The sequence below is a fragment of the Belliella aquatica genome, assembly GCF_014637795.1.
Lineage (GTDB): Bacteria > Bacteroidota > Bacteroidia > Cytophagales > Cyclobacteriaceae > Belliella > Belliella aquatica.
Window position 1 is genome coordinate 311,801 of the sequence record NZ_BMFD01000003.1, and the last position, 17,066, is coordinate 328,866.

Below are 17,066 nucleotides of genomic sequence, written 5' to 3' on the forward strand. Positions count from 1 at the left end.
AATTATGGAAATTAATTATAAAATAGGCTTTTTGGACGAAGATATTAATCAAGTAAAATTATATAGAAGAAAACTCAGAAATTTTGGATTTGATGTAATTGGTTATGAATTTACCAAAGGGATGTCATTGGAGGAGTTAATGAATCAAGTCTATAATTCAGATATTGATTTATTGATGATTGATTTTCGCTTAAATGAAAGCAATATTGTTCCATTTAATGGTGACGAGGTGGAAAGACACGTTTATGAAAATAAACCACTTTTCCCACATATCATTTTCACTAATAAGGTAGACCAAGCGGAACCAGATGTTGATGATATTAAAATAATTTTTGATAAAGAAATTGTTTTTCCTGATGACAACGGAGATGACAATCCGAAAACAAAGCATTTTATAAACGTATTAACAAAAAGCATTGAGCAATACCAAAGACATATAGAAAAGCGTAAGCAAATAATTTCTGAACTTATAGGTAAAGAGACAAAAGTGGGTTTGTCAATAGAAGAAAAAAATATGCTTCTAGCCACCCAAAGAGAACTATTAAGTTTAGATAAAATGACGATTTTAGATGTGCCTGAGACATTAATTTCAATTGACAATCTTGATAAAATTTCTCAAGCGCGAAAAGATGCTGAGTCATTTATTAAATCATTATTAGAAAAAAATGGCGGTGACAGTAAGGAGTAATTTACCACAAAGGAGGGCAGTTCCCTCTCGTAATCCAAAGGGAAATAATTGGTCAGAACATAAATCTGATCTTAGAGAAGATTTTCATAATCATTGTGGATATTGCGGTTCTTATGATGGTTTTAGCCATACTTACTTTGAAGTCGATCATTTTGTTCCAAAGTCAATATTCACAATAAATGGCAATATTGGATTGTGTCAATATGATAATCTCGTTTACTCTTGCAAATTTTGCAACAATATTAAATCAAAGAAATGGCCATCAAATGATGAAAACTTACCTAATCTAAATAATAAAGGATTTGTTGACCCCACCTTAGCAATATATGATACACATATTTATAGAACTGAATCGGGTAGCATCAGGTGGCTAACTGATTTAGGTAAGTGGATGGTTGAAGTTGGTTTTAAGTTTGACGAAAGAGATTTTTGTGTAAAGTTATTGTGGGAATTAAATCAACTACGAATATCATTTTTGTTCCTTGTTGATGAAGCTAAAAAGTATGACTCGAATTCTAAACAACATAAAATAATAATTGAAAAAGCAAAAGAGAGTGCGTTTCATTATACCTTATACAGAAATGAACTAGATGAATATTATAAATCTTTATAAATTTTGAAAACCGCATTCAAATATTTAAGTCGATATTCTACAACTCCAAAAGATGTGGACAGGCTTATTGTTTCTGCATTTCTTGAAATCAATAAATTTAAGCTGAAGAAAAATAAGTTACTCAAGGCTTACTCAATTAATAGCAAAAATATGGAGGAGCATTCCTCACTTCTTGAATTTGTGTCAATAATCTATTCAGATATAAAAGTATTTGGATTCGAAGAACTTATAGAGCTTTTTGAATTTGTTATCTCTCCTGCGGACAGAATTATTAATGGTGCGATTTATACACCTCAAAACATTAGGACTTTTATCGTTTTCGAAGCGTTTAAGAAAATCAATGCCATAGATAATTATATTAAAATATCTGATATCGCAATGGGCTGTGGTGGATTTTTATTCAATGCTTCTATTGAATTAAAAAAGAGAACAGGTAAATCTTATTCAGAAATATTTCAAAACCATATCTTCGGGTTAGACATCCAAGAGTATTCAGTTAATCGAACTAAGTTGCTTCTCTCCTTATTGGCGTTGCAATCAGGAGAAGATATAGAAGAATTTCAGTTCAACTTATTTCAGGGTGATTCCCTAGATTTTGATTGGACTACTGCGATAGCTGACTTCAATGGATTTTCCATTATTCTAGGAAACCCACCATATGTTTGTGCAAGAAATCTTGACAAAGAAACTAAAGAAAAATTAAAGAATTGGGAGGTTTGTCAATCTGGCAATTCAGACCTCTATATTCCATTCTTTCAAATTGCAATTGAGAATTTGGCTGAAAATGGCACTCTAGGATTCATCACTATGAATTCATTTTTCAAAAGTTTGAACGGAAGGGCATTAAGAGACTATTTTCAAAGAATGGAACTTGCCATTTCAATTATAGACTTTGGCTCTGAGCAGGTTTTTAAATCCAAGAATACTTATACGTGTATTTGTTTCATTGAAAACAAGGAACAGCAATTCATTTCGTACACAGAATCAGCAACAAAGAAGCTGGCGGGTAAACTCACTTTTAAGAAAATAAAATACAACATTCTTGATTCTAAAAAAGGTTGGAATTTAAAGGACAACAAGACCATTTCTAAAATTGAATCAACAGGAATTCCATTTGGTGAACTTTACCAAACGAGACACGGTATTGCAACTTTAAAAAATGACATTTATATATTTAGACCCATTGACGAAGACGAGAACTTTTTCTATCTACAAAACGGAAGTCTTTACAAGATTGAAAAAGGCATTTGCAAGGATATTGTAAACTCGAATAAGTTAAGCAGAGAGGTTAGTCTAAATAACCTTAAGGAGAAAGTGATTTTCCCATACGACCAACAAGAAAAACCTAAGCTACTTGATGAGAATTTAATGAAGGAAAGTTTTCCTGAAGCATATAAATATCTACAGAACAAAAGAAATATTTTAGGCGAAAGAGACAAAGGTAAGGGTAACTATGAAAAATGGTTTGCCTTTGGTCGAACACAATCACTAGAGAAAATTAAAAACAAAATGTTCTTCCCTAAGTACTCAGACAGGACACCAAATTTCATCATTAACTCTGATGACGACTTGCTTTTTTACAACGGGCTAGCGGTAGTTGGTAGTTCTGAGACAGAAATGGAAATCATAAAAAAGATAATGGAATCAAGCATCTTCTGGTATTACATCAAGACGACAAGTAAGCCCTACTCTTCTGACTATTATTCATTGAATGGAAATTACATTAAGAATTTTGGAGTATGTGAACTGACAGAAAATGAAAAGAAATTTTTAATTGAAGAGATTGACCAAAATTTATTGAATGAATTTTTTGAAGACAAGTATAAATTAAAAGTAACATAATCCACGCTTTTGGTGGCACATTTGCAAAATCGCTAAAGTCAACCCACAAGCTAAAGTTTTGCAAAAGAGACTCCAAGACAACGCACCAAAACAGACACGAAATAACAACGAAGCAGACGACAGAAAAAGAAGGGCGAAGGCATAACATCACCTATACGCAAGCAGGGGTTTTTTGCTTCGAAGGACAGGAAGTAGTAAATTTAAAGTCTTCGTAGGAAATTCAGTGGTTTGAATCCCTGCCTGCGTATAGCTGAGAACAGTAAAGCACCATTTACCAAGAATTGAAAATCCTTTGACCTAAGCAGATTTTTCATCATCAAACCGCTATCCCAGCAATCTGTAAAGTAATCTACATATCCGCTTTCAGATCAGTACCAAACAAAATGGTGTACTTTAAATCATTTGATGCACTGATAACTGATCGACTGATACCTGTTAACCATTATCCGCAAGATTATTTGTGATATAATTGCATGCGGGTGTCATTGCGGAGAATCATATAATTATTAATCGTAAATTAGAGTGCGAATAAAAACTATATGTTATGAAAAAATCACTCACTATTCTTTTTTTGATTGCCACCATCAGCTTTTCTTGTTCAAAAGCGCCTCAGCGTGAAAATATTAATTTTGAGGAATGGGGGAAGTATTGGTTTCAGGGGAAAGCTGAAATCAGCAGTTTTGACTTGGAGCAATATCGATATGGTGAAGCGAGAGAAGGAGAGGCGGTATTGATATTTGTGACGGAAGATTTTTCCAGAAAGAAGCAAGTGAAGCTAGACTATCCACAGGAAGCCGGAAAAGATAAGATTTCTGTGTTGAAGATGAATCAGACGAGAGATTTTGTCACAGGGATCTATCCCTATCATATGATGCTGTCTGCTTTTACCCCGACGAAGGAGAAATCACAAGGACTGAAATTTACTTCATCTGTTCAGGAGTGGTGTGGGCAGAGTTTCACCCAACTTAATCTGAATGGGCAAGATTCCTATTCAGGAAAGTTATTCTCTTATTTTGAAAAGGAAGGAGACCAATCGATCAGCTTGGCAGGCATGGCTGAGGATGATTTATGGAATTTGATTCGAATTTCCCCCAATGAAATCCCTATTGGAAGTGTCATGATGTTTCCATCTTTATTTTATCAGCGCTTTTCCCATCATGAATTGGCGGCGGAAGAGGCATTTATCCGAGTACAAGATATCAGCAATGACCGTAAGCAGTTAGAATTGACTTACAGCTCAGGATCACGTGTATTGAAAATTGATTTCGAGAAAGATTTCCCACACGAAATCATGGCTTGGGAAGAAAGCCAAACCAAATCCAATGGTCAGAAAGAAGTTACCAAAGCTCGGAGAAAAGCAGTGAAGGTGATTGATTATTGGACGAGAAATGCTGTGGAGGATGAGTTTTTGAGGGAGGAGTTGAAATTGAAATATTGATTGGTGAGATGTGAGATGCGAGATGCGAGAAGTGAGATGCAAGATGCAAGATACAAGACAAAGGAGGAAGAGGGATGAAGGGTGAAGGTTGATTACAACCCCGAATGGGGTTAAACATTGATTAGCCCCGGGTTGCAACCCGGGGATTAAAATCGACGACAGTGACGACAACCCCAACGGGGTTGAATCTCATCATTTAATAGAAAAAAGTATCAACTATTCTCAGGCCTTGACATTATAAAAAATAATCTAGACCAACTGTAAAAATTAATTCAAAACACTTTAAAAGCTCCTTTTTGAAAAACAGCATACAGTTCTACATGGTCATTTTGATCTATTCAATAGCGCTATTTTTTTTGGGCTACTGCTTAGATCGAAGTGACTTTTTCATTCAATTGACGCTTTTCATGCTCTGTTTTGGAGTAAGTTTGATTATCTACATCAATGCTGAAAAATGGGGATTTCCCTTAAAATTGGGATTGATGTATGCTTTTTTGTTGAGAATGATTCTGATCATTTCAGAACCGGTTCTTTCAGATGATTTTTATCGCTTTATTTTTGATGGGCAGTTGATCAAAAACGGAATCAATCCCTATCTCTATCTTCCACAAGAAGCATTTGAATTGTTAAAAGTTGGTGATTCTGAGTATTGGAATCAGCTTTTGACTCAAATGAATTCAAGTGGATATTATTCCGTTTACCCGCCTTTGCATCAGTTGTTTTTCTGGTTGGCAGCATTGGGAGGGGAGCATTTGAGTATAAATATCCTGATTCTTCGACTTGCTGTTTTGCTTTTTGAAATCTTGAATTGTCTTTTGTTAATTCAAATCCTAAAACAATGGAATCTCCCAAAGGTCAAAGTCCTCTTATATGCTTTCAATCCACTTGTGATTTTGGAGCTAACAGGCAACCTTCATTTTGAAGGAATGGTGCTTTTCGGTTTGTTGGGAATGCTGTACTTCCTAGGCAAAGTAAATCGAGCTTCAATATTGTGGACTTGGGCAGTGGGGGTGAAGTTAAGTCCTTTGATGCTGGGTCCTATTTTACTGAAGTTTTTTAGTGGAAAGAGTAGGCTGGTTTTTCTTTTACTTTCTGCGCTCGTGATTGTGCTGTTATTTATCCCATTATTCTTTGAGGGGGCATATTTGAATTTTTGGCAAAGCTTCAGATTGTATCAAAGTAGTTTTGAGTTCAATGGGTCGATTTACTATTTACTCAGATGGATTTCTGGTTTTTGGTTGGATTATAACCCGATTAGAACCCTTGGCCCAGTGCTGAGCATGTTGTCTCTCGGTTTGATTTTGTGGCTTAGTTTGGGCGTTAAAAAAGCGAATTTACCTGATTTAGTACAGCGCATCGTGTGGATTTATTTGATCTACTTACTTTTTCAGACGACTGTTCACCCTTGGTATCTGATCCCTGCGTTTGGACTTGGGATTTTGGTGGGGGACAGAATTTTCTTAGCGTGGACAGCTTTGGTGTTTTTGTCTTATCATGCTTATATGGGTGTGATAGTCGCAGAGCAGCCTGTGTTTCTGTTGATAGAATATGTCTTATTATTTGTTTTGATAATCTGGTCTTTTAAATCCAATTTTGTAAGCAAATTCAAGTCTTCATGAAAAAGCTCCTTTTCGTATACACCCTTTCTCTTTCTATCTTCTTTTCTTGTTCCCCATCACCTGAAAAGCAAGCTGAAGAGATCATCGCTTCATCCATTTCCTATCACGATCCCAAATCCAATTGGGGGAATTTGGAGCGTATTGTTGTAGAAAAGCAGCAGATCAATTATGATGCAGAAGGTCTTGAAACAAGCGAAATCATATTTTCTCAGGAGTTCCGACTCAAACCTTACTTCGAGGCAAAGAGCGCTTGGGAAAAAGACAGTGTTGCGCACAAGGTGACTTTCGATGGTTTGAAGGTCAGTTACATGATGGGAGAAAATGAAGTGCTGAATGAAGGGTTTCTAAAGAGCAAAAGAGCTGAAATAGAGTTAGGCTATCAAGATTTGGTCATGCCTATGATCATTTCTTCGCTTTCAAAAAGCTCAGTATATCAAAATAGAACGAACCTTTCAGACAACAGAGAAGCTGAAATCGTGAAGATGGAGTTGAAAGATGGGCGCATGATAGATCTCTATTTTCTTCCAGAAAATCATCAGCTAATTGCCTACAAGCAACGCATTAGAAATGAATACGAGGTGGTCAATACAGTGGAAATGCAGGACTATGAAGGAATAAATTTCCCTGCCAAAAAAGAGATTTTCGCCGCAGACAGCCTTGGAAATCATCTTTATCTGAAGTCTAAAATCAGTTATAGATTTTTAAATTGATTCCGTATCTTGCCAATTCAGCTTAATACCCCATTCTTATGAAAAATACTTTCTTATACATTCTGTTTGTTTTTATCCTTATTTCATGCGATCAGCGCAGTGAGGCGGAGAAAATCGTGGATCAATCGATCTTGGCGCATGGTGGAAGTAAGTTTGAGAGTGCCAAAATCAGCTTTGATTTCAGAAATAGAGCTTATCAAATCTTCAAGTCACCAGCGGCTTTTGAATATATCCGTGCATTTTCAGATAGTATAGGTGAAGTGAAAGATGTCTTGAATAATGCAGGTTTCACCAGGTTTGTCAATGACGAGAAAGTTGAGGTAGAGGAAAAGAGAGAGAAGGCTTTTACGAATTCTGTCAATTCTGTAGCCTACTTTGCTTACTTGCCCTATGGCTTAAATGACCCTGCTGTTTTCAAAAATCTTGTGGGCGAAACAGAAATGGATGGTAACAAGTACCATGTGATCAAAGTAACTTTCTCTGAAGAGGGTGGAGGCGAAGATTTCGATGATGAATTTTTGTATTGGATCAATCAGGAGACCTTTTTGGTGGATTATTTGGCTTATTCCTACCATACAGATGGTGGAGGAGTTCGCTTCCGCAAAGCAATCAAAAAACATGAAATCGGCGGCCTGATTCTTCAAGATTACGAAAACTATAAGCCAGCTGATGAAACCGTTCCCGTCGAAGAAATGGAAGCATTGTATAAAGCAGGTAAATTGGAATTACTCTCTGAAATCTTGTTGGAGAATGTAGTAGTGGAGTAGGGTTTGAACTAAAGCGTCTCTAGCTTTATAAATTAACCCTCTTAAAAGTTATTTCTTAAAATCTTGAATGTCAAATTTTTACACTCAAACTCCTTCCAGCTATTTACAGGTAATCGGCTTCCAGCTTGCAGGACTTTTTGGATAAAATTGTCACATTCTGATTCCGAGAGTTGGCCATTCTCGACTGCCTGACAGAGAAAATCCATGGTGGTGAGATAAGTGATTTGATGCATTTTGCAGTAGTTGGCAATGTCTTTTAGATTGCTACTGGCCAGGATATTTTTAGAATAGCGGACCACGGCGAGACAAGCTGATTCCCCATCGCCTTTGAACATCAACTTCTTGATATGTAAATATTCTTTTTTTATTTGAGGGTCATTTTCAGGGAAGGTAATTAATTCCATTAGATTGAAATTAATCAGATTATCAACTTCGATTTTCTTTCCTGGCATTCGTGAGATTTCTGCATATACTTTATCCAACACTTTGATAGGAAAAGGAAAAATCTTTGGTAGCAAGAGAATTTGGCCACCTGAAATGTAATGAGAGATAACATCAGCATCAATTAAAATGATTTTGTCATTCTTTTTCATCTCCATTGCTTCTCAAAGTTGAAAAATCTAATCCTATATCTTCTAAAAGTCCATAATAGTGAGTTTCAGAAATCTTATCTTGTTCGAATAATTTCCTTGCAAGATTTCCATAATCACCAATTACTTCACTCAGTTCATTTTTTTCATAAAGTTTCTGTGAATATCCATGATTCATGGCACTTGCTCTGACATTTTCCTTATACTCCTCTTTTTGATTTTTGTCTATCAATTTGAGATCGAACAAGCGATTGAGTAGAGCCCTTCGGGAGCAAGAAAAGTACTGCTCTATTCTGAGTACTGTTGCTAGAGTTACCTTAGTTTTCCTCAGCTCTGTATCGGGAACCAAAGCAAGAATTCCTTCTTCAGGGATTAAAAATTTGGATGCAAAAATATCTGCATTATACTCCTCTTTATCTTTTTTATCAAACAAACCCACTTGGCAAACTTGATAATCAAATCCTTCTTGGATAAACAGATGATAGAGCTCATGACAAATTGTGAAATGTTGATGCCCGAGCGTTCTTGATGTATTGATGAGCATAAACCGATTGGAATCACTCGATTTGATGGCTATCCCCGACAACTCCATATCCAGAGGTCTGAAGACTGCAAGTACTCCTAATTTATGAAGCAAACTTTTTAAATGAATGCTTTCAGTATTGCTATATCCAAGCTTAGCGCGAAAATTAGCAGCATATTTTTCAAGAACGAGTTGGCTCATGCGCTAATAAGGATTTCATACTAAGATAATTTCTAACAATTTTCTTGAATTTTGCTATTTGCTCCAAATCAGTAGGCTTGATGTTATCAGCTCTAAAAGCCAAAGCCAAGTTAATACTGCTGAGCTTGAAGTCTTCCTCGTAAAAATCATATTCATCTACGCCATATAAGTTGGCCATTTTGCTGAGGATTTTAGTCGGTGCAGTTCGATTGCCATTTTCATAGTAACTCACTTCTTCTCTATTGATTTGAAGATAAGCAGCAACCTGCTCCTGCGTAAAACCCAATTTTTGGCGAAGAGCTAGTAAATTTTTCCCGATGATTTGATCCTGATTCATTTTGTTTCCTGTTTAAAAAAATATGTTACAAATATAGAGCATTAAATTAATTCAGATATTAATTGTAACAAATTATTTTCAATTACAAGTCACTTAATATCCAATAAATTGAACACCTATCCCCCTAAAAACTAACCCCTAACCCCCTAATCCCTCAATAACTAATCCCTAATTCCCTATTAACTAATCCCCCAATAACCAATCTCTAATCCCTCAATAACCAATCCCTAATTCCCCAATAACCAATCCCTAATTCCTAGTCCCTAATCCCCCAATAACCAATCCTCAGAGCTCCTCAAAAGCAGGTTTCATATTTGCCCAAAAGGCATCTAAGGCAATGATTCGTGGTTTGAGGAAGGAAATGATTTTTGACCAGTCATTCCTATCCATCACATTAGCGTTAGGGAGGGTGATGTAGATTTTAGAATTGATCTTTCCAAATTCGTCTTCGTGAAGCAACTCCCAGTTCCATTTTTCTCCAATTTCGGATTGAAGGAGGTTTTTGAATTCGACAAACTGCTCAAAAAATAACTGTTGTAATTCAATATCGGGGTGGTTGATTTCAATACCTATAGAGGCGAAATCATTTTCCGCTTCCATTCTGAAAAAAATATGCTTGACGCCAGTTTTATAATTGGACCAATTGACGCGAACACCCGTTTCTGAGGGTACAGGCTTCATGTATTGACCAAATGCCGTCCAAAAATCTTTCCTGATTTTAGATTTTTCTGCCTTACTGTACATCAATCAATAACTTTTTGGGCTATCCGTAGGAAGGACGATGATGAAGTCAGCGATTCCTTTAGAAGCATCGAGTAGGGAAGTGGTATCATCCTGTTCGACAGTAGCAATGGTCAAGATTTTGATCTTGGGATATTCTTTTCTCAAGTACCATACGATTCCTTCATAATTGTTGGAATGGTAAGAACCATTGACGTGAAAGATGCTTTTCTTTTTATTGATAAATTCAAAAAGTGAATAGGCCATAGTCGCATCTTTAATGGCTTGGGCTTCGACCATAAAGTCTGCATTCATACCAGAACCATGCATCATGCCTTTCATTCCCTCATATCCTGGCAAAGTCATATCCACTTCGATAGGCAGGGGAGCAATTGATTTTTTTGCTTCTTTTGAAAAAGACTCTAGACGCTCCAATCCTTCGCGACTGACTACTGAAGCGTATTTTCTAGGGATATTTGTGGCCACAAAAGGAATTTGATTTTGTTTGGCAAAAAGCATCAAAGGCTTGTAATCAGGAATGTAATTATTCCAAAGTTTGGCTTCAGCCTCAAAGTTTTTATCGGTGATTTTTCCTTCGAGCCATTCATCGATATTCAATTGATCATCTCTTTCAAAAAACTCACCTCCTAGAACGATGTCTTTTTGGTTTTCTTTGAGGTTTTTGAGGATTTGAAGTTGTAGCCAATGCGCTACACTGTTATTATGTAATTCTCCGAAAAATGTAACCTCGGCCTGATTGATGGATTCATGCATTTTGCTTTCATCGACTATCTCCCCATCGCTGGTATAGATTTGATAGATTTTATTCTGAGCAATTGCTGCAAAACTCAATAAGGAAATAAAAATGCAAAGGAGCGTTTTTCTAATCATAATCTTCAGGATAGTTTACAGTCACAACGGAATAATTGACTACTCCGCCAATGGCTGGATTATGTTTTTTAATCGTAATAGAAACTTGTCTGGAGGCTGGATAGATTTTCATTATATCAGTAATAATCAAATGTGCCAAATGCTCCAATAACTTCACGGGTTCAAGCATGTGGGATTTTGCTATTTGGTAGATTTTAGCATAGTCCACGGTGTCTTTGAGTTGATCATGGAGCATGGCATTTCTAAAATCCGTATCCACATGAATATCCACGGTGAAGCGATTCCCTAGCTTGGTTTCTTCCGAAAATACGCCATGATAGGCATGAAATTCAATTCCTTCAAGAGATACTTTCCCCATTAGTCGATATCATCAAAAAATGAATTTCCTTTATTGCCTTTGTTTTTGTCTTCTTTGGGTTCCTGAAGTTCAGCTTCTTCCTTGAATTCAACTTCATCATCCTTACGAGCCTCAGCAGTTTCATTTTTCTCAGGAGTATTTTCAATAGCTTCTTCGTCTGTATGGACATCTAAATTGATTTCTTGAGAGCCTATTTCAAGTTCTGTTGTATCAATTTCTTCATCTACGCTCGTTTCTTCCAAGGTATGCATCTCCATTTTCTCCTCTTCCAAACTGCTGATATTTGCAATGGTAAAGGAATTTGATTTGTTCAAGGTTTCCACCATCTCTAGGTGAGCTTTAACGTTGACCTTTTTGATGTCACTATTTGAAACGGTGATATTGTCTTCGATGTCTTCAGCTAGTTTTTTGAGGTTCTTGAGAATCAATTCTCTTTGATGAACCAATGTTTCGTAGCCATTGACTAGGTCAGACACATCGCCTTTCAATTCAGACATGATTTGCTTCCCTTTTTGTTCAGCAGATTCTATCAGGTTTTGAGATTGGGTTTGGGCATCGTTGAGCATGGCTTGCGCATTTTGTTGCGCTTCTCTCACAATATGGTCAGCTGCATCATTGGCTTCTTCGATGATACTTGCTCCTGTGTCTTCAGCTGTTTTGAGCGTTCTGAATAGCGAGGCTTCTACTTCTTTAAGTTTATTGCCTTCTCTATTGCTCTGCTCAAGTTTTTTTTGGAGCTCGTCATTTTCTGCGACTAACTTTTCCCATTCTTCAGAAAGTTCTTTTAAAAATAGATCAACTTCATCTTTGTCATACCCTCTAAAATTTTTCTCGAAGGATTTTTTACGAATTTCTAAGGCTGTTATTTTCATAGTGATTTTAGATATCTACTTCCCAAATTGAAATGCTTCTGTCATCGCTGACTGAAATGATCGATTGATTATATGTACTCCAAAGTACTTTATTGATGGAGGTTCCATGTCCTGCATATCTTGCTTTGTCTATGACTTTGAGAAGTTTATGGTTTTCAGCGTCCCAGACCTTAATGGATTTATCCATACTGCAAGTGATAAAGTATTTTCCGTCTTCTTTAAACGAAAGATAATTGATTGCAAACATGTGTGCAATTACATTATTTGTTTGCTGATAAGTTTTTGTATCCCAAAACTTGAGGGAGGCATCACGTCCGCCACTGATCAAGGTATCGTGTATTGGGGAATAGGCCAAAGCAAAAACCGAATTGCTATGACCTTCTAAGAGTTGTACTGGTTTGAAATCATAAGCGTCAATTATTTTGATGGTATGATCGCTAAATCCTATTGCAATATGCTTTTGATCATTATCGACTGCCATTACTCTTGCACTTTTTGAACTGAGTTTGATATGTTTGACGAGAGATTTCTCTTCAATATCAATTACCGTCAGTACACCATCACCGGTAGCCACAAACAGACTTTTTCCGATAATTTTGATATCAAAAATCGATTGATCGGTAATTTTTAGAGACCAAACTTCTTTGTTTTCATTCAGATCAATTACATGAATTCCTTCAAAATTGTGTCCGATAAACAACAAATTCCTTTCTTTGTCTACGGAAATAGCATAGACCGAGTGAGGTAATTTGGCAATGAGTTTTCCATCTTTCGGATTATCTAAATCCCATTCCACGACCATTCCATCTCCTGATCCTGTGTAAAAAAAGCGCGGATCTGAGCCTTCGGCGAGTGCATAAATACAATCGTTGTGGCCAGTAAGCGTATGAAGTTTATTAACTTGAATTTTTGACATATATTGCGGAGTAAGCAATTCAAAACCCATATAGGGCAATGCAAACAAAAATAGAAAAAATTAGTGCTTTATCGGCCTTGGCGGTTAATAATATTGAAGAAGTCTCTGAAAATGAAGTGACTTTTTTGAGTTTCAGGGAAAAACTCTCCCTGTCTAACATTTCTCACCAAGAGAAAAAGAACGAGTGGAAAGCGGCGAGACTCGCTATCAAATATGCGCTGGATAGCATTTCCCTGCCATATCCAGGGTTTTACAAAGATGAACATGGCAAATCCCATGCGATGGATGGCTATGGTTTTGTGTCTTTGACCCATACTAAAGGCTTGGCAGCGGCGATCTTTCATAAGGATATGCCTGTGGGCATAGATTTGGATTATGTAAGAGAAAAAATAGTGAGGCTTGGTCCAAAATTTCTAGATCCGAGTGAAATGGAGTTTCTGAAAAATGACCCACTACTTTATACCATTGCTTGGTCTGCCAAAGAGTCTATTTATAAATGCCAAGGTAGAAAAGGAATCAGTTTAAAAGAGAATATTCTTTTGAAACCCTTTTCCATCGAAGACCGATTGATCTCAGGAAAAATCCATCAAACTGATCATTCAGATCACTTTTATCAGGTCAAAGTTGAAGTAGAAGAAGAAATGGTACTTACTTATACAATTTGGTAGTTTGTTTGTAAGTATATTTACTATAGATCAAAAAAAACACCCAAACTATGAAAATTACATCCATTTTAATAGCCCTTGTGTTGAGTTTCACATTTACAGCAAATGCTCAACTTGTGGAGAATTTTACTTTGGAAGACATTCTTTCTGGACAAAGTTTTGAGCTGCAAGAGCATGCCGATTCTAAGGCAATTGTGCTTGTATTCACGACCTTGTCATGTCCATTTTCGAAATTATATGAAAATAGAATCATTGAATTGAAGAATAGATTTTCGAGTGATAACATGGTTTTTGCCATGGTAAATCCGCATTTTGGAAATGATGAAGAAGAAAATAAAGAAGCGATAGAAAAAAGATTTACTGGTAGAATTTCCGATTTCCCAATCCTGAATGATGGGCGACAAGCTTTGACAAGACAACTTCAGGTTACAAAATTACCGGAGGTGATTGTGATTACTCCAAGCCAAACAGGCTTTGCTATTTCGTATCGAGGAGCGATTGATAATAATCCTCAAGTTCCTGAAAGTTCGAATATGAAATATCTCGAAAATGCTTTGGAAAGTATTCAAAATAAGAGAAATCCTAGTCCCAGCTCAAGTAGGCCTGTAGGATGCAATATTCGTTTGATCAATTAAAGGGAGGCTAGATTTTTCTAGCTTTCTTTATTCTGTGACGATATTGAGCATTTCTTTAACTTCATCCACTTTTTCGGTTTCTCCTAATTTTTCAAAAGCCATTACGAGATTACGGAGTGTTCTTACGACGATATCTTTATTGGAACATGGGTCGAAAAAAACGTCAATAGGCTCTATTTTAAGATGATTGAGGTAGTTGTAGATGTCTTGTTTGTTGAAGACAAGTCCTTTGTTAAATGCATTGATATAAAAATTCACATCTGCCGACTTATAGGTCAAAACAAACAGGTTTGGGAGGTTGACTCCATAAATTGGAAGGCCAAGTTTCTTAGCTACCAAAAGATAAATTGCACAAAGACTAATCGGATTTCCTTTTTTTGTATCCAAGACATTGCTGAGCATGCTGTTGCCAGGCGAATGAAAATTTTTAGTGTTTGCAGAAAATCTCAGGGAATTGAATAAAATATTGTTGATGATTTTTATTTGTTCGTGTGGAAGTAAGTTGTTTTTGAAAGCGGTCCAAACCTCAAAATAAATCTGATGCATATCGGTATTCAGCTTATCAAAATCTAAATCAGGATATTGATAGGTATTGATAATCCAAAGCCCAGTCAATAAATCTTGATCAGGAGTATTCACCCAATCGTAAAGCCTTTCCTTAAGCTGAGAAAATTGCAGCTTGTGAACCATATCTTCTAGTTCCTTTTGGACTTGGGGATTGAAGCTGTCTTCCCATTTTTTTTCTAAAAATGGAATGATTCCATGTCCTAAAGAGAATATTCGGTTCTGCACATGCGACTTCACCTCTTGATCCTCGTCGTCCAAAAGTGATACCAAAGCATGTAACTCCTTATCGGTTAATTCTTCCATAAAACCATCTGTTTTGCTACATCTAATTTACGGTTTTTTGATTTGGAAGAGTTAAAAAGTCATCAAGAAATTATCTCTTATTCCTATAAAATTTATAAACCTGACTTTTTTTGGAAGTCAGGCTTATGTCAATAAACTCAAGTTCTTAAATCTTAAATCTAAACTCTTAAATCTAAAATTTTAAGTCTGAATCACTCCGACATTAAATCTCTCAGTAATTGGAGCATGATTGGCTGCTTCGATTCCCATGCTGATCACTTTTCTAGTTTCCAATGGATCAATTACCCCATCTACCCACAGTCTTGAAGCTGCATAGTAAGGACTCAATTCTTCCTCATATTTGGCTTTGATTTCATCCAAAAGTGTTTTTTCATCTTCAGGAGTGATTTCTTTACCAGCTTTTTTCAACGAAGCTACTTTGATTTGCAATAAAGTTTTAGCGGCAGATGCGCCAGACATGACGGCCATTTGAGCGGTAGGCCAAGAATAGATCAATCTAGGATCATAAGCCTTGCCACACATGGCATAATTTCCCGCTCCGTAAGAATTCCCAACAATAATTGTGAATTTAGGTACCACAGAGTTAGACATGGCATTGACCATCTTTGCGCCATCTTTGATGATTCCACCATGCTCAGCTTTACTTCCGACCATAAAACCAGATACATCCTGAATGAAGACCAGAGGAATCTTGCGCTGATTGCAATTCATGATAAATCGAGCAGCTTTATCAGCCGAATCGGAATAAATCACTCCACCCATCTGCATTTCGCCTTTTTTATTTTTGACGATTTTGCGTTGATTGGCTACGATACCGACAGCCCAGCCGTCTATTCTCGCTGTTCCGCAAAGGAGTGTTTTCCCGTAATCTTGTTTGTATTCATCAAATTCAGACCCATCCACCAAGCGCTCAATGATTTCTCTCATTTCGTAGGGTTTCACTCGATCAGAAGGGAATGTGCCATAAAGCTCCTTTTCATCTTTAGTGGGTTTGGCTGATGTTGCTCGATCAAAGCCCGCTTTTTCGCTAGACCCAATCTTGTCAAAAATATTTCTAATGGCATCTAGACAATCCTGATCGGTGTCGTATTTATTGTCAGTGACTCCAGAGATTTCACAGTGGGTCGTCGCTCCACCGAGTGTTTCGTTATCCACAGTTTCACCAATGGCTGCTTTCACCAAATAAGAACCTGCTAGGAAAATTGATCCGGTTTTATCTACGATCATTGCTTCATCGGACATGATCGGAAGATAGGCTCCACCTGCTACACAACTTCCCATGATGGCAGCTACTTGGACGATTCCCATGGAGGACATTTTTGCATTGTTCCGAAATTGTCTTCCAAAGTGTTCCTTGTCAGGAAAGATTTCGTTCTGCATGGGTAAAAATACGCCGGCACTATCCACCAAGTATATGATAGGAATACGGTTTTCCATGGCGATTTCCTGCGCACGAAGGTTTTTCTTGGCAGTCATCGGGAACCAAGCACCTGCTTTTACAGTGGCATCGTTGGCTACGATCATGCACATTCTACCTTTGACATAACCAATTCCTGTAACAACCCCAGCAGATGGGCAACCACCTTCTTCTGCATACATGCCATCAGCCGTCAGTGCACCAACTTCCAGAAATTCAGAGTCATCATCTGTCAAATAGGAGATTCTCTCCCTTGCAGTTAGCTTGCCCTTGGCATGTTCTTTTTCAATTCTTGCCTCCCCGCCGCCAAGATGAACTTTTTGTAATTTTTTGTTGAGATGAAAAATTAATTGCTTGTTGAGATCTTCGTTTTTATTGAATTCTAAATCCATAA

At 36.9% G+C, this 17,066-nt stretch carries 19 protein-coding genes; 9 read left to right on the plus strand and 10 right to left on the minus strand.

Annotated features, from left to right (window positions below; genetic code table 11):
• Positions 1-4: 4 nt before the first annotated feature.
• The 7 genes from IEV57_RS06270 (at position 5) to IEV57_RS06300 (ending at position 7,677) form a co-directional block, all read left to right on the plus strand.
• Positions 5-688, plus strand: coding sequence for a hypothetical protein (locus IEV57_RS06270; RefSeq protein WP_188440732.1), 684 nt, complete (start codon positions 5-7; stop codon positions 686-688).
• Complete coding sequence (locus IEV57_RS06275; RefSeq protein WP_188440735.1) at positions 666-1,301, plus strand: HNH endonuclease; 636 nt, start codon at positions 666-668, stop codon at positions 1,299-1,301. The genes IEV57_RS06270 and IEV57_RS06275 overlap by 23 nt, the downstream gene beginning before the upstream one ends.
• Positions 1,302-1,304: 3 nt before the next feature.
• On the plus strand, positions 1,305-3,143 hold the full coding sequence (locus IEV57_RS06280; RefSeq protein WP_188440737.1) for an Eco57I restriction-modification methylase domain-containing protein: 1,839 nt from the start codon (positions 1,305-1,307) through the stop codon (positions 3,141-3,143).
• Positions 3,144-3,687: 544 nt separating this feature from the next.
• Complete coding sequence (locus IEV57_RS06285) at positions 3,688-4,581, plus strand: hypothetical protein (protein WP_188440739.1); 894 nt, start codon at positions 3,688-3,690, stop codon at positions 4,579-4,581.
• Between the two features lie 296 nt (positions 4,582-4,877).
• On the plus strand, positions 4,878-6,200 hold the full coding sequence (locus IEV57_RS06290) for an MptA/MptB family glycosyltransferase (RefSeq protein ID WP_229744247.1): 1,323 nt from the start codon (positions 4,878-4,880) through the stop codon (positions 6,198-6,200).
• A complete protein-coding gene (locus IEV57_RS06295; RefSeq protein WP_188440741.1) occupies positions 6,197-6,910 on the plus strand; it encodes a hypothetical protein in 714 nt (237 codons plus the stop codon). The genes IEV57_RS06290 and IEV57_RS06295 overlap by 4 nt, the downstream gene beginning before the upstream one ends.
• 38 nt (positions 6,911-6,948) lie before the next feature.
• A complete protein-coding gene (locus IEV57_RS06300; RefSeq protein WP_188440743.1) occupies positions 6,949-7,677 on the plus strand; it encodes a DUF6503 family protein in 729 nt (242 codons plus the stop codon).
• A 41-nt stretch (positions 7,678-7,718) separates the two neighbouring features.
• Here IEV57_RS06300 and IEV57_RS06305 read toward each other — a convergent pair whose 3' ends face one another.
• The 8 genes from IEV57_RS06305 to IEV57_RS06340 all read right to left on the minus strand — a co-directional run bounded on the left by IEV57_RS06305 (position 7,719) and on the right by IEV57_RS06340 (position 13,085).
• The gene (locus tag IEV57_RS06305; protein ID WP_229744248.1) at positions 7,719-8,276 is read right to left on the minus strand and encodes a hypothetical protein; all 558 of its coding nucleotides are present in this window, start codon (positions 8,274-8,276) and stop codon (positions 7,719-7,721) included.
• Entirely contained in the window at positions 8,257-8,991 is a 735-nt protein-coding gene (locus IEV57_RS06310; RefSeq protein ID WP_188440747.1) for an ImmA/IrrE family metallo-endopeptidase, read from the minus strand. The genes IEV57_RS06305 and IEV57_RS06310 overlap by 20 nt, the downstream gene beginning before the upstream one ends.
• Positions 8,972-9,328: a helix-turn-helix domain-containing protein gene (locus IEV57_RS06315; protein ID WP_188440749.1), complete on the minus strand. Its 357-nt coding sequence runs from the start codon at positions 9,326-9,328 to the stop codon at positions 8,972-8,974. The genes IEV57_RS06310 and IEV57_RS06315 overlap by 20 nt, the downstream gene beginning before the upstream one ends.
• A gap of 285 nt (positions 9,329-9,613) precedes the next feature.
• A complete protein-coding gene (locus IEV57_RS06320) occupies positions 9,614-10,072 on the minus strand; it encodes a DUF4268 domain-containing protein (RefSeq protein WP_188440927.1) in 459 nt (152 codons plus the stop codon).
• A 3-nt stretch (positions 10,073-10,075) separates the two neighbouring features.
• A complete protein-coding gene (locus IEV57_RS06325; protein WP_188440751.1) occupies positions 10,076-10,939 on the minus strand; it encodes a ChaN family lipoprotein in 864 nt (287 codons plus the stop codon).
• Positions 10,932-11,297, minus strand: a complete 366-nt coding sequence (folB, locus tag IEV57_RS06330; RefSeq protein ID WP_188440753.1) for a dihydroneopterin aldolase — start codon at positions 11,295-11,297, stop codon at positions 10,932-10,934. The genes IEV57_RS06325 and folB overlap by 8 nt, the downstream gene beginning before the upstream one ends.
• Positions 11,297-12,169, minus strand: a complete 873-nt coding sequence (locus tag IEV57_RS06335) for a DivIVA domain-containing protein (protein ID WP_188440755.1) — start codon at positions 12,167-12,169, stop codon at positions 11,297-11,299. The genes folB and IEV57_RS06335 overlap by 1 nt, the downstream gene beginning before the upstream one ends.
• A 7-nt stretch (positions 12,170-12,176) precedes the next feature.
• Complete coding sequence (locus tag IEV57_RS06340) at positions 12,177-13,085, minus strand: WD40 repeat domain-containing protein (RefSeq protein WP_188440757.1); 909 nt, start codon at positions 13,083-13,085, stop codon at positions 12,177-12,179.
• Between the two features lie 38 nt (positions 13,086-13,123).
• Between IEV57_RS06340 and IEV57_RS06345 the strand changes: the two genes are divergently transcribed.
• Positions 13,124-13,753 (plus strand): 4'-phosphopantetheinyl transferase family protein, encoded by a 630-nt coding sequence (locus IEV57_RS06345; RefSeq protein ID WP_188440759.1) that lies wholly within the window; start codon positions 13,124-13,126, stop codon positions 13,751-13,753.
• A 47-nt stretch (positions 13,754-13,800) separates the two neighbouring features.
• Positions 13,801-14,385, plus strand: coding sequence for a thioredoxin-like domain-containing protein (locus IEV57_RS06350; RefSeq protein WP_188440761.1), 585 nt, complete (start codon positions 13,801-13,803; stop codon positions 14,383-14,385).
• A gap of 27 nt (positions 14,386-14,412) precedes the next feature.
• On the opposite strand, the gene IEV57_RS06355 is transcribed toward IEV57_RS06350, so the two are convergent.
• Together IEV57_RS06355 and IEV57_RS06360 are read right to left on the minus strand one after the other, a co-directional pair.
• Positions 14,413-15,255 (minus strand): transglutaminase-like domain-containing protein, encoded by an 843-nt coding sequence (locus IEV57_RS06355; protein WP_188440763.1) that lies wholly within the window; start codon positions 15,253-15,255, stop codon positions 14,413-14,415.
• A 180-nt stretch (positions 15,256-15,435) separates the two neighbouring features.
• On the minus strand, positions 15,436-17,064 hold the full coding sequence (locus IEV57_RS06360; RefSeq protein ID WP_188440765.1) for an acyl-CoA carboxylase subunit beta: 1,629 nt from the start codon (positions 17,062-17,064) through the stop codon (positions 15,436-15,438).
• Between the last annotated feature and the right edge of the window lie 2 nt (positions 17,065-17,066).

Excerpts from the sequence above, each read along its gene's own strand:
- IEV57_RS06270 (WP_188440732.1), top strand. The coding sequence starts at position 5 with ATGGAAATTAATTATAAAATAGGCTTTTTGGACGAAGATATTAATCAA.
- IEV57_RS06275 (WP_188440735.1), top strand. The coding sequence starts at position 666 with ATGGCGGTGACAGTAAGGAGTAATTTACCACAAAGGAGGGCAGTTCCC.
- IEV57_RS06285 (WP_188440739.1), top strand. The coding sequence starts at position 3,688 with ATGAAAAAATCACTCACTATTCTTTTTTTGATTGCCACCATCAGCTTT.
- IEV57_RS06295 (WP_188440741.1), top strand. The coding sequence starts at position 6,197 with ATGAAAAAGCTCCTTTTCGTATACACCCTTTCTCTTTCTATCTTCTTT.
- IEV57_RS06300 (WP_188440743.1), top strand. The coding sequence starts at position 6,949 with ATGAAAAATACTTTCTTATACATTCTGTTTGTTTTTATCCTTATTTCA.
- IEV57_RS06305 (WP_229744248.1), bottom strand. The coding sequence starts at position 8,276 with ATGGAGATGAAAAAGAATGACAAAATCATTTTAATTGATGCTGATGTT.
- IEV57_RS06310 (WP_188440747.1), bottom strand. The coding sequence starts at position 8,991 with ATGAGCCAACTCGTTCTTGAAAAATATGCTGCTAATTTTCGCGCTAAG.
- IEV57_RS06315 (WP_188440749.1), bottom strand. The coding sequence starts at position 9,328 with ATGAATCAGGATCAAATCATCGGGAAAAATTTACTAGCTCTTCGCCAA.
- IEV57_RS06320 (WP_188440927.1), bottom strand. The coding sequence starts at position 10,072 with ATGTACAGTAAGGCAGAAAAATCTAAAATCAGGAAAGATTTTTGGACG.
- IEV57_RS06325 (WP_188440751.1), bottom strand. The coding sequence starts at position 10,939 with ATGATTAGAAAAACGCTCCTTTGCATTTTTATTTCCTTATTGAGTTTT.
- folB (WP_188440753.1), bottom strand. The coding sequence starts at position 11,297 with ATGGGGAAAGTATCTCTTGAAGGAATTGAATTTCATGCCTATCATGGC.
- IEV57_RS06335 (WP_188440755.1), bottom strand. The coding sequence starts at position 12,169 with ATGAAAATAACAGCCTTAGAAATTCGTAAAAAATCCTTCGAGAAAAAT.
- IEV57_RS06340 (WP_188440757.1), bottom strand. The coding sequence starts at position 13,085 with ATGTCAAAAATTCAAGTTAATAAACTTCATACGCTTACTGGCCACAAC.
- IEV57_RS06345 (WP_188440759.1), top strand. The coding sequence starts at position 13,124 with ATGCAAACAAAAATAGAAAAAATTAGTGCTTTATCGGCCTTGGCGGTT.
- IEV57_RS06350 (WP_188440761.1), top strand. The coding sequence starts at position 13,801 with ATGAAAATTACATCCATTTTAATAGCCCTTGTGTTGAGTTTCACATTT.
- IEV57_RS06355 (WP_188440763.1), bottom strand. The coding sequence starts at position 15,255 with ATGGAAGAATTAACCGATAAGGAGTTACATGCTTTGGTATCACTTTTG.
- IEV57_RS06360 (WP_188440765.1), bottom strand. The coding sequence starts at position 17,064 with ATGGATTTAGAATTCAATAAAAACGAAGATCTCAACAAGCAATTAATT.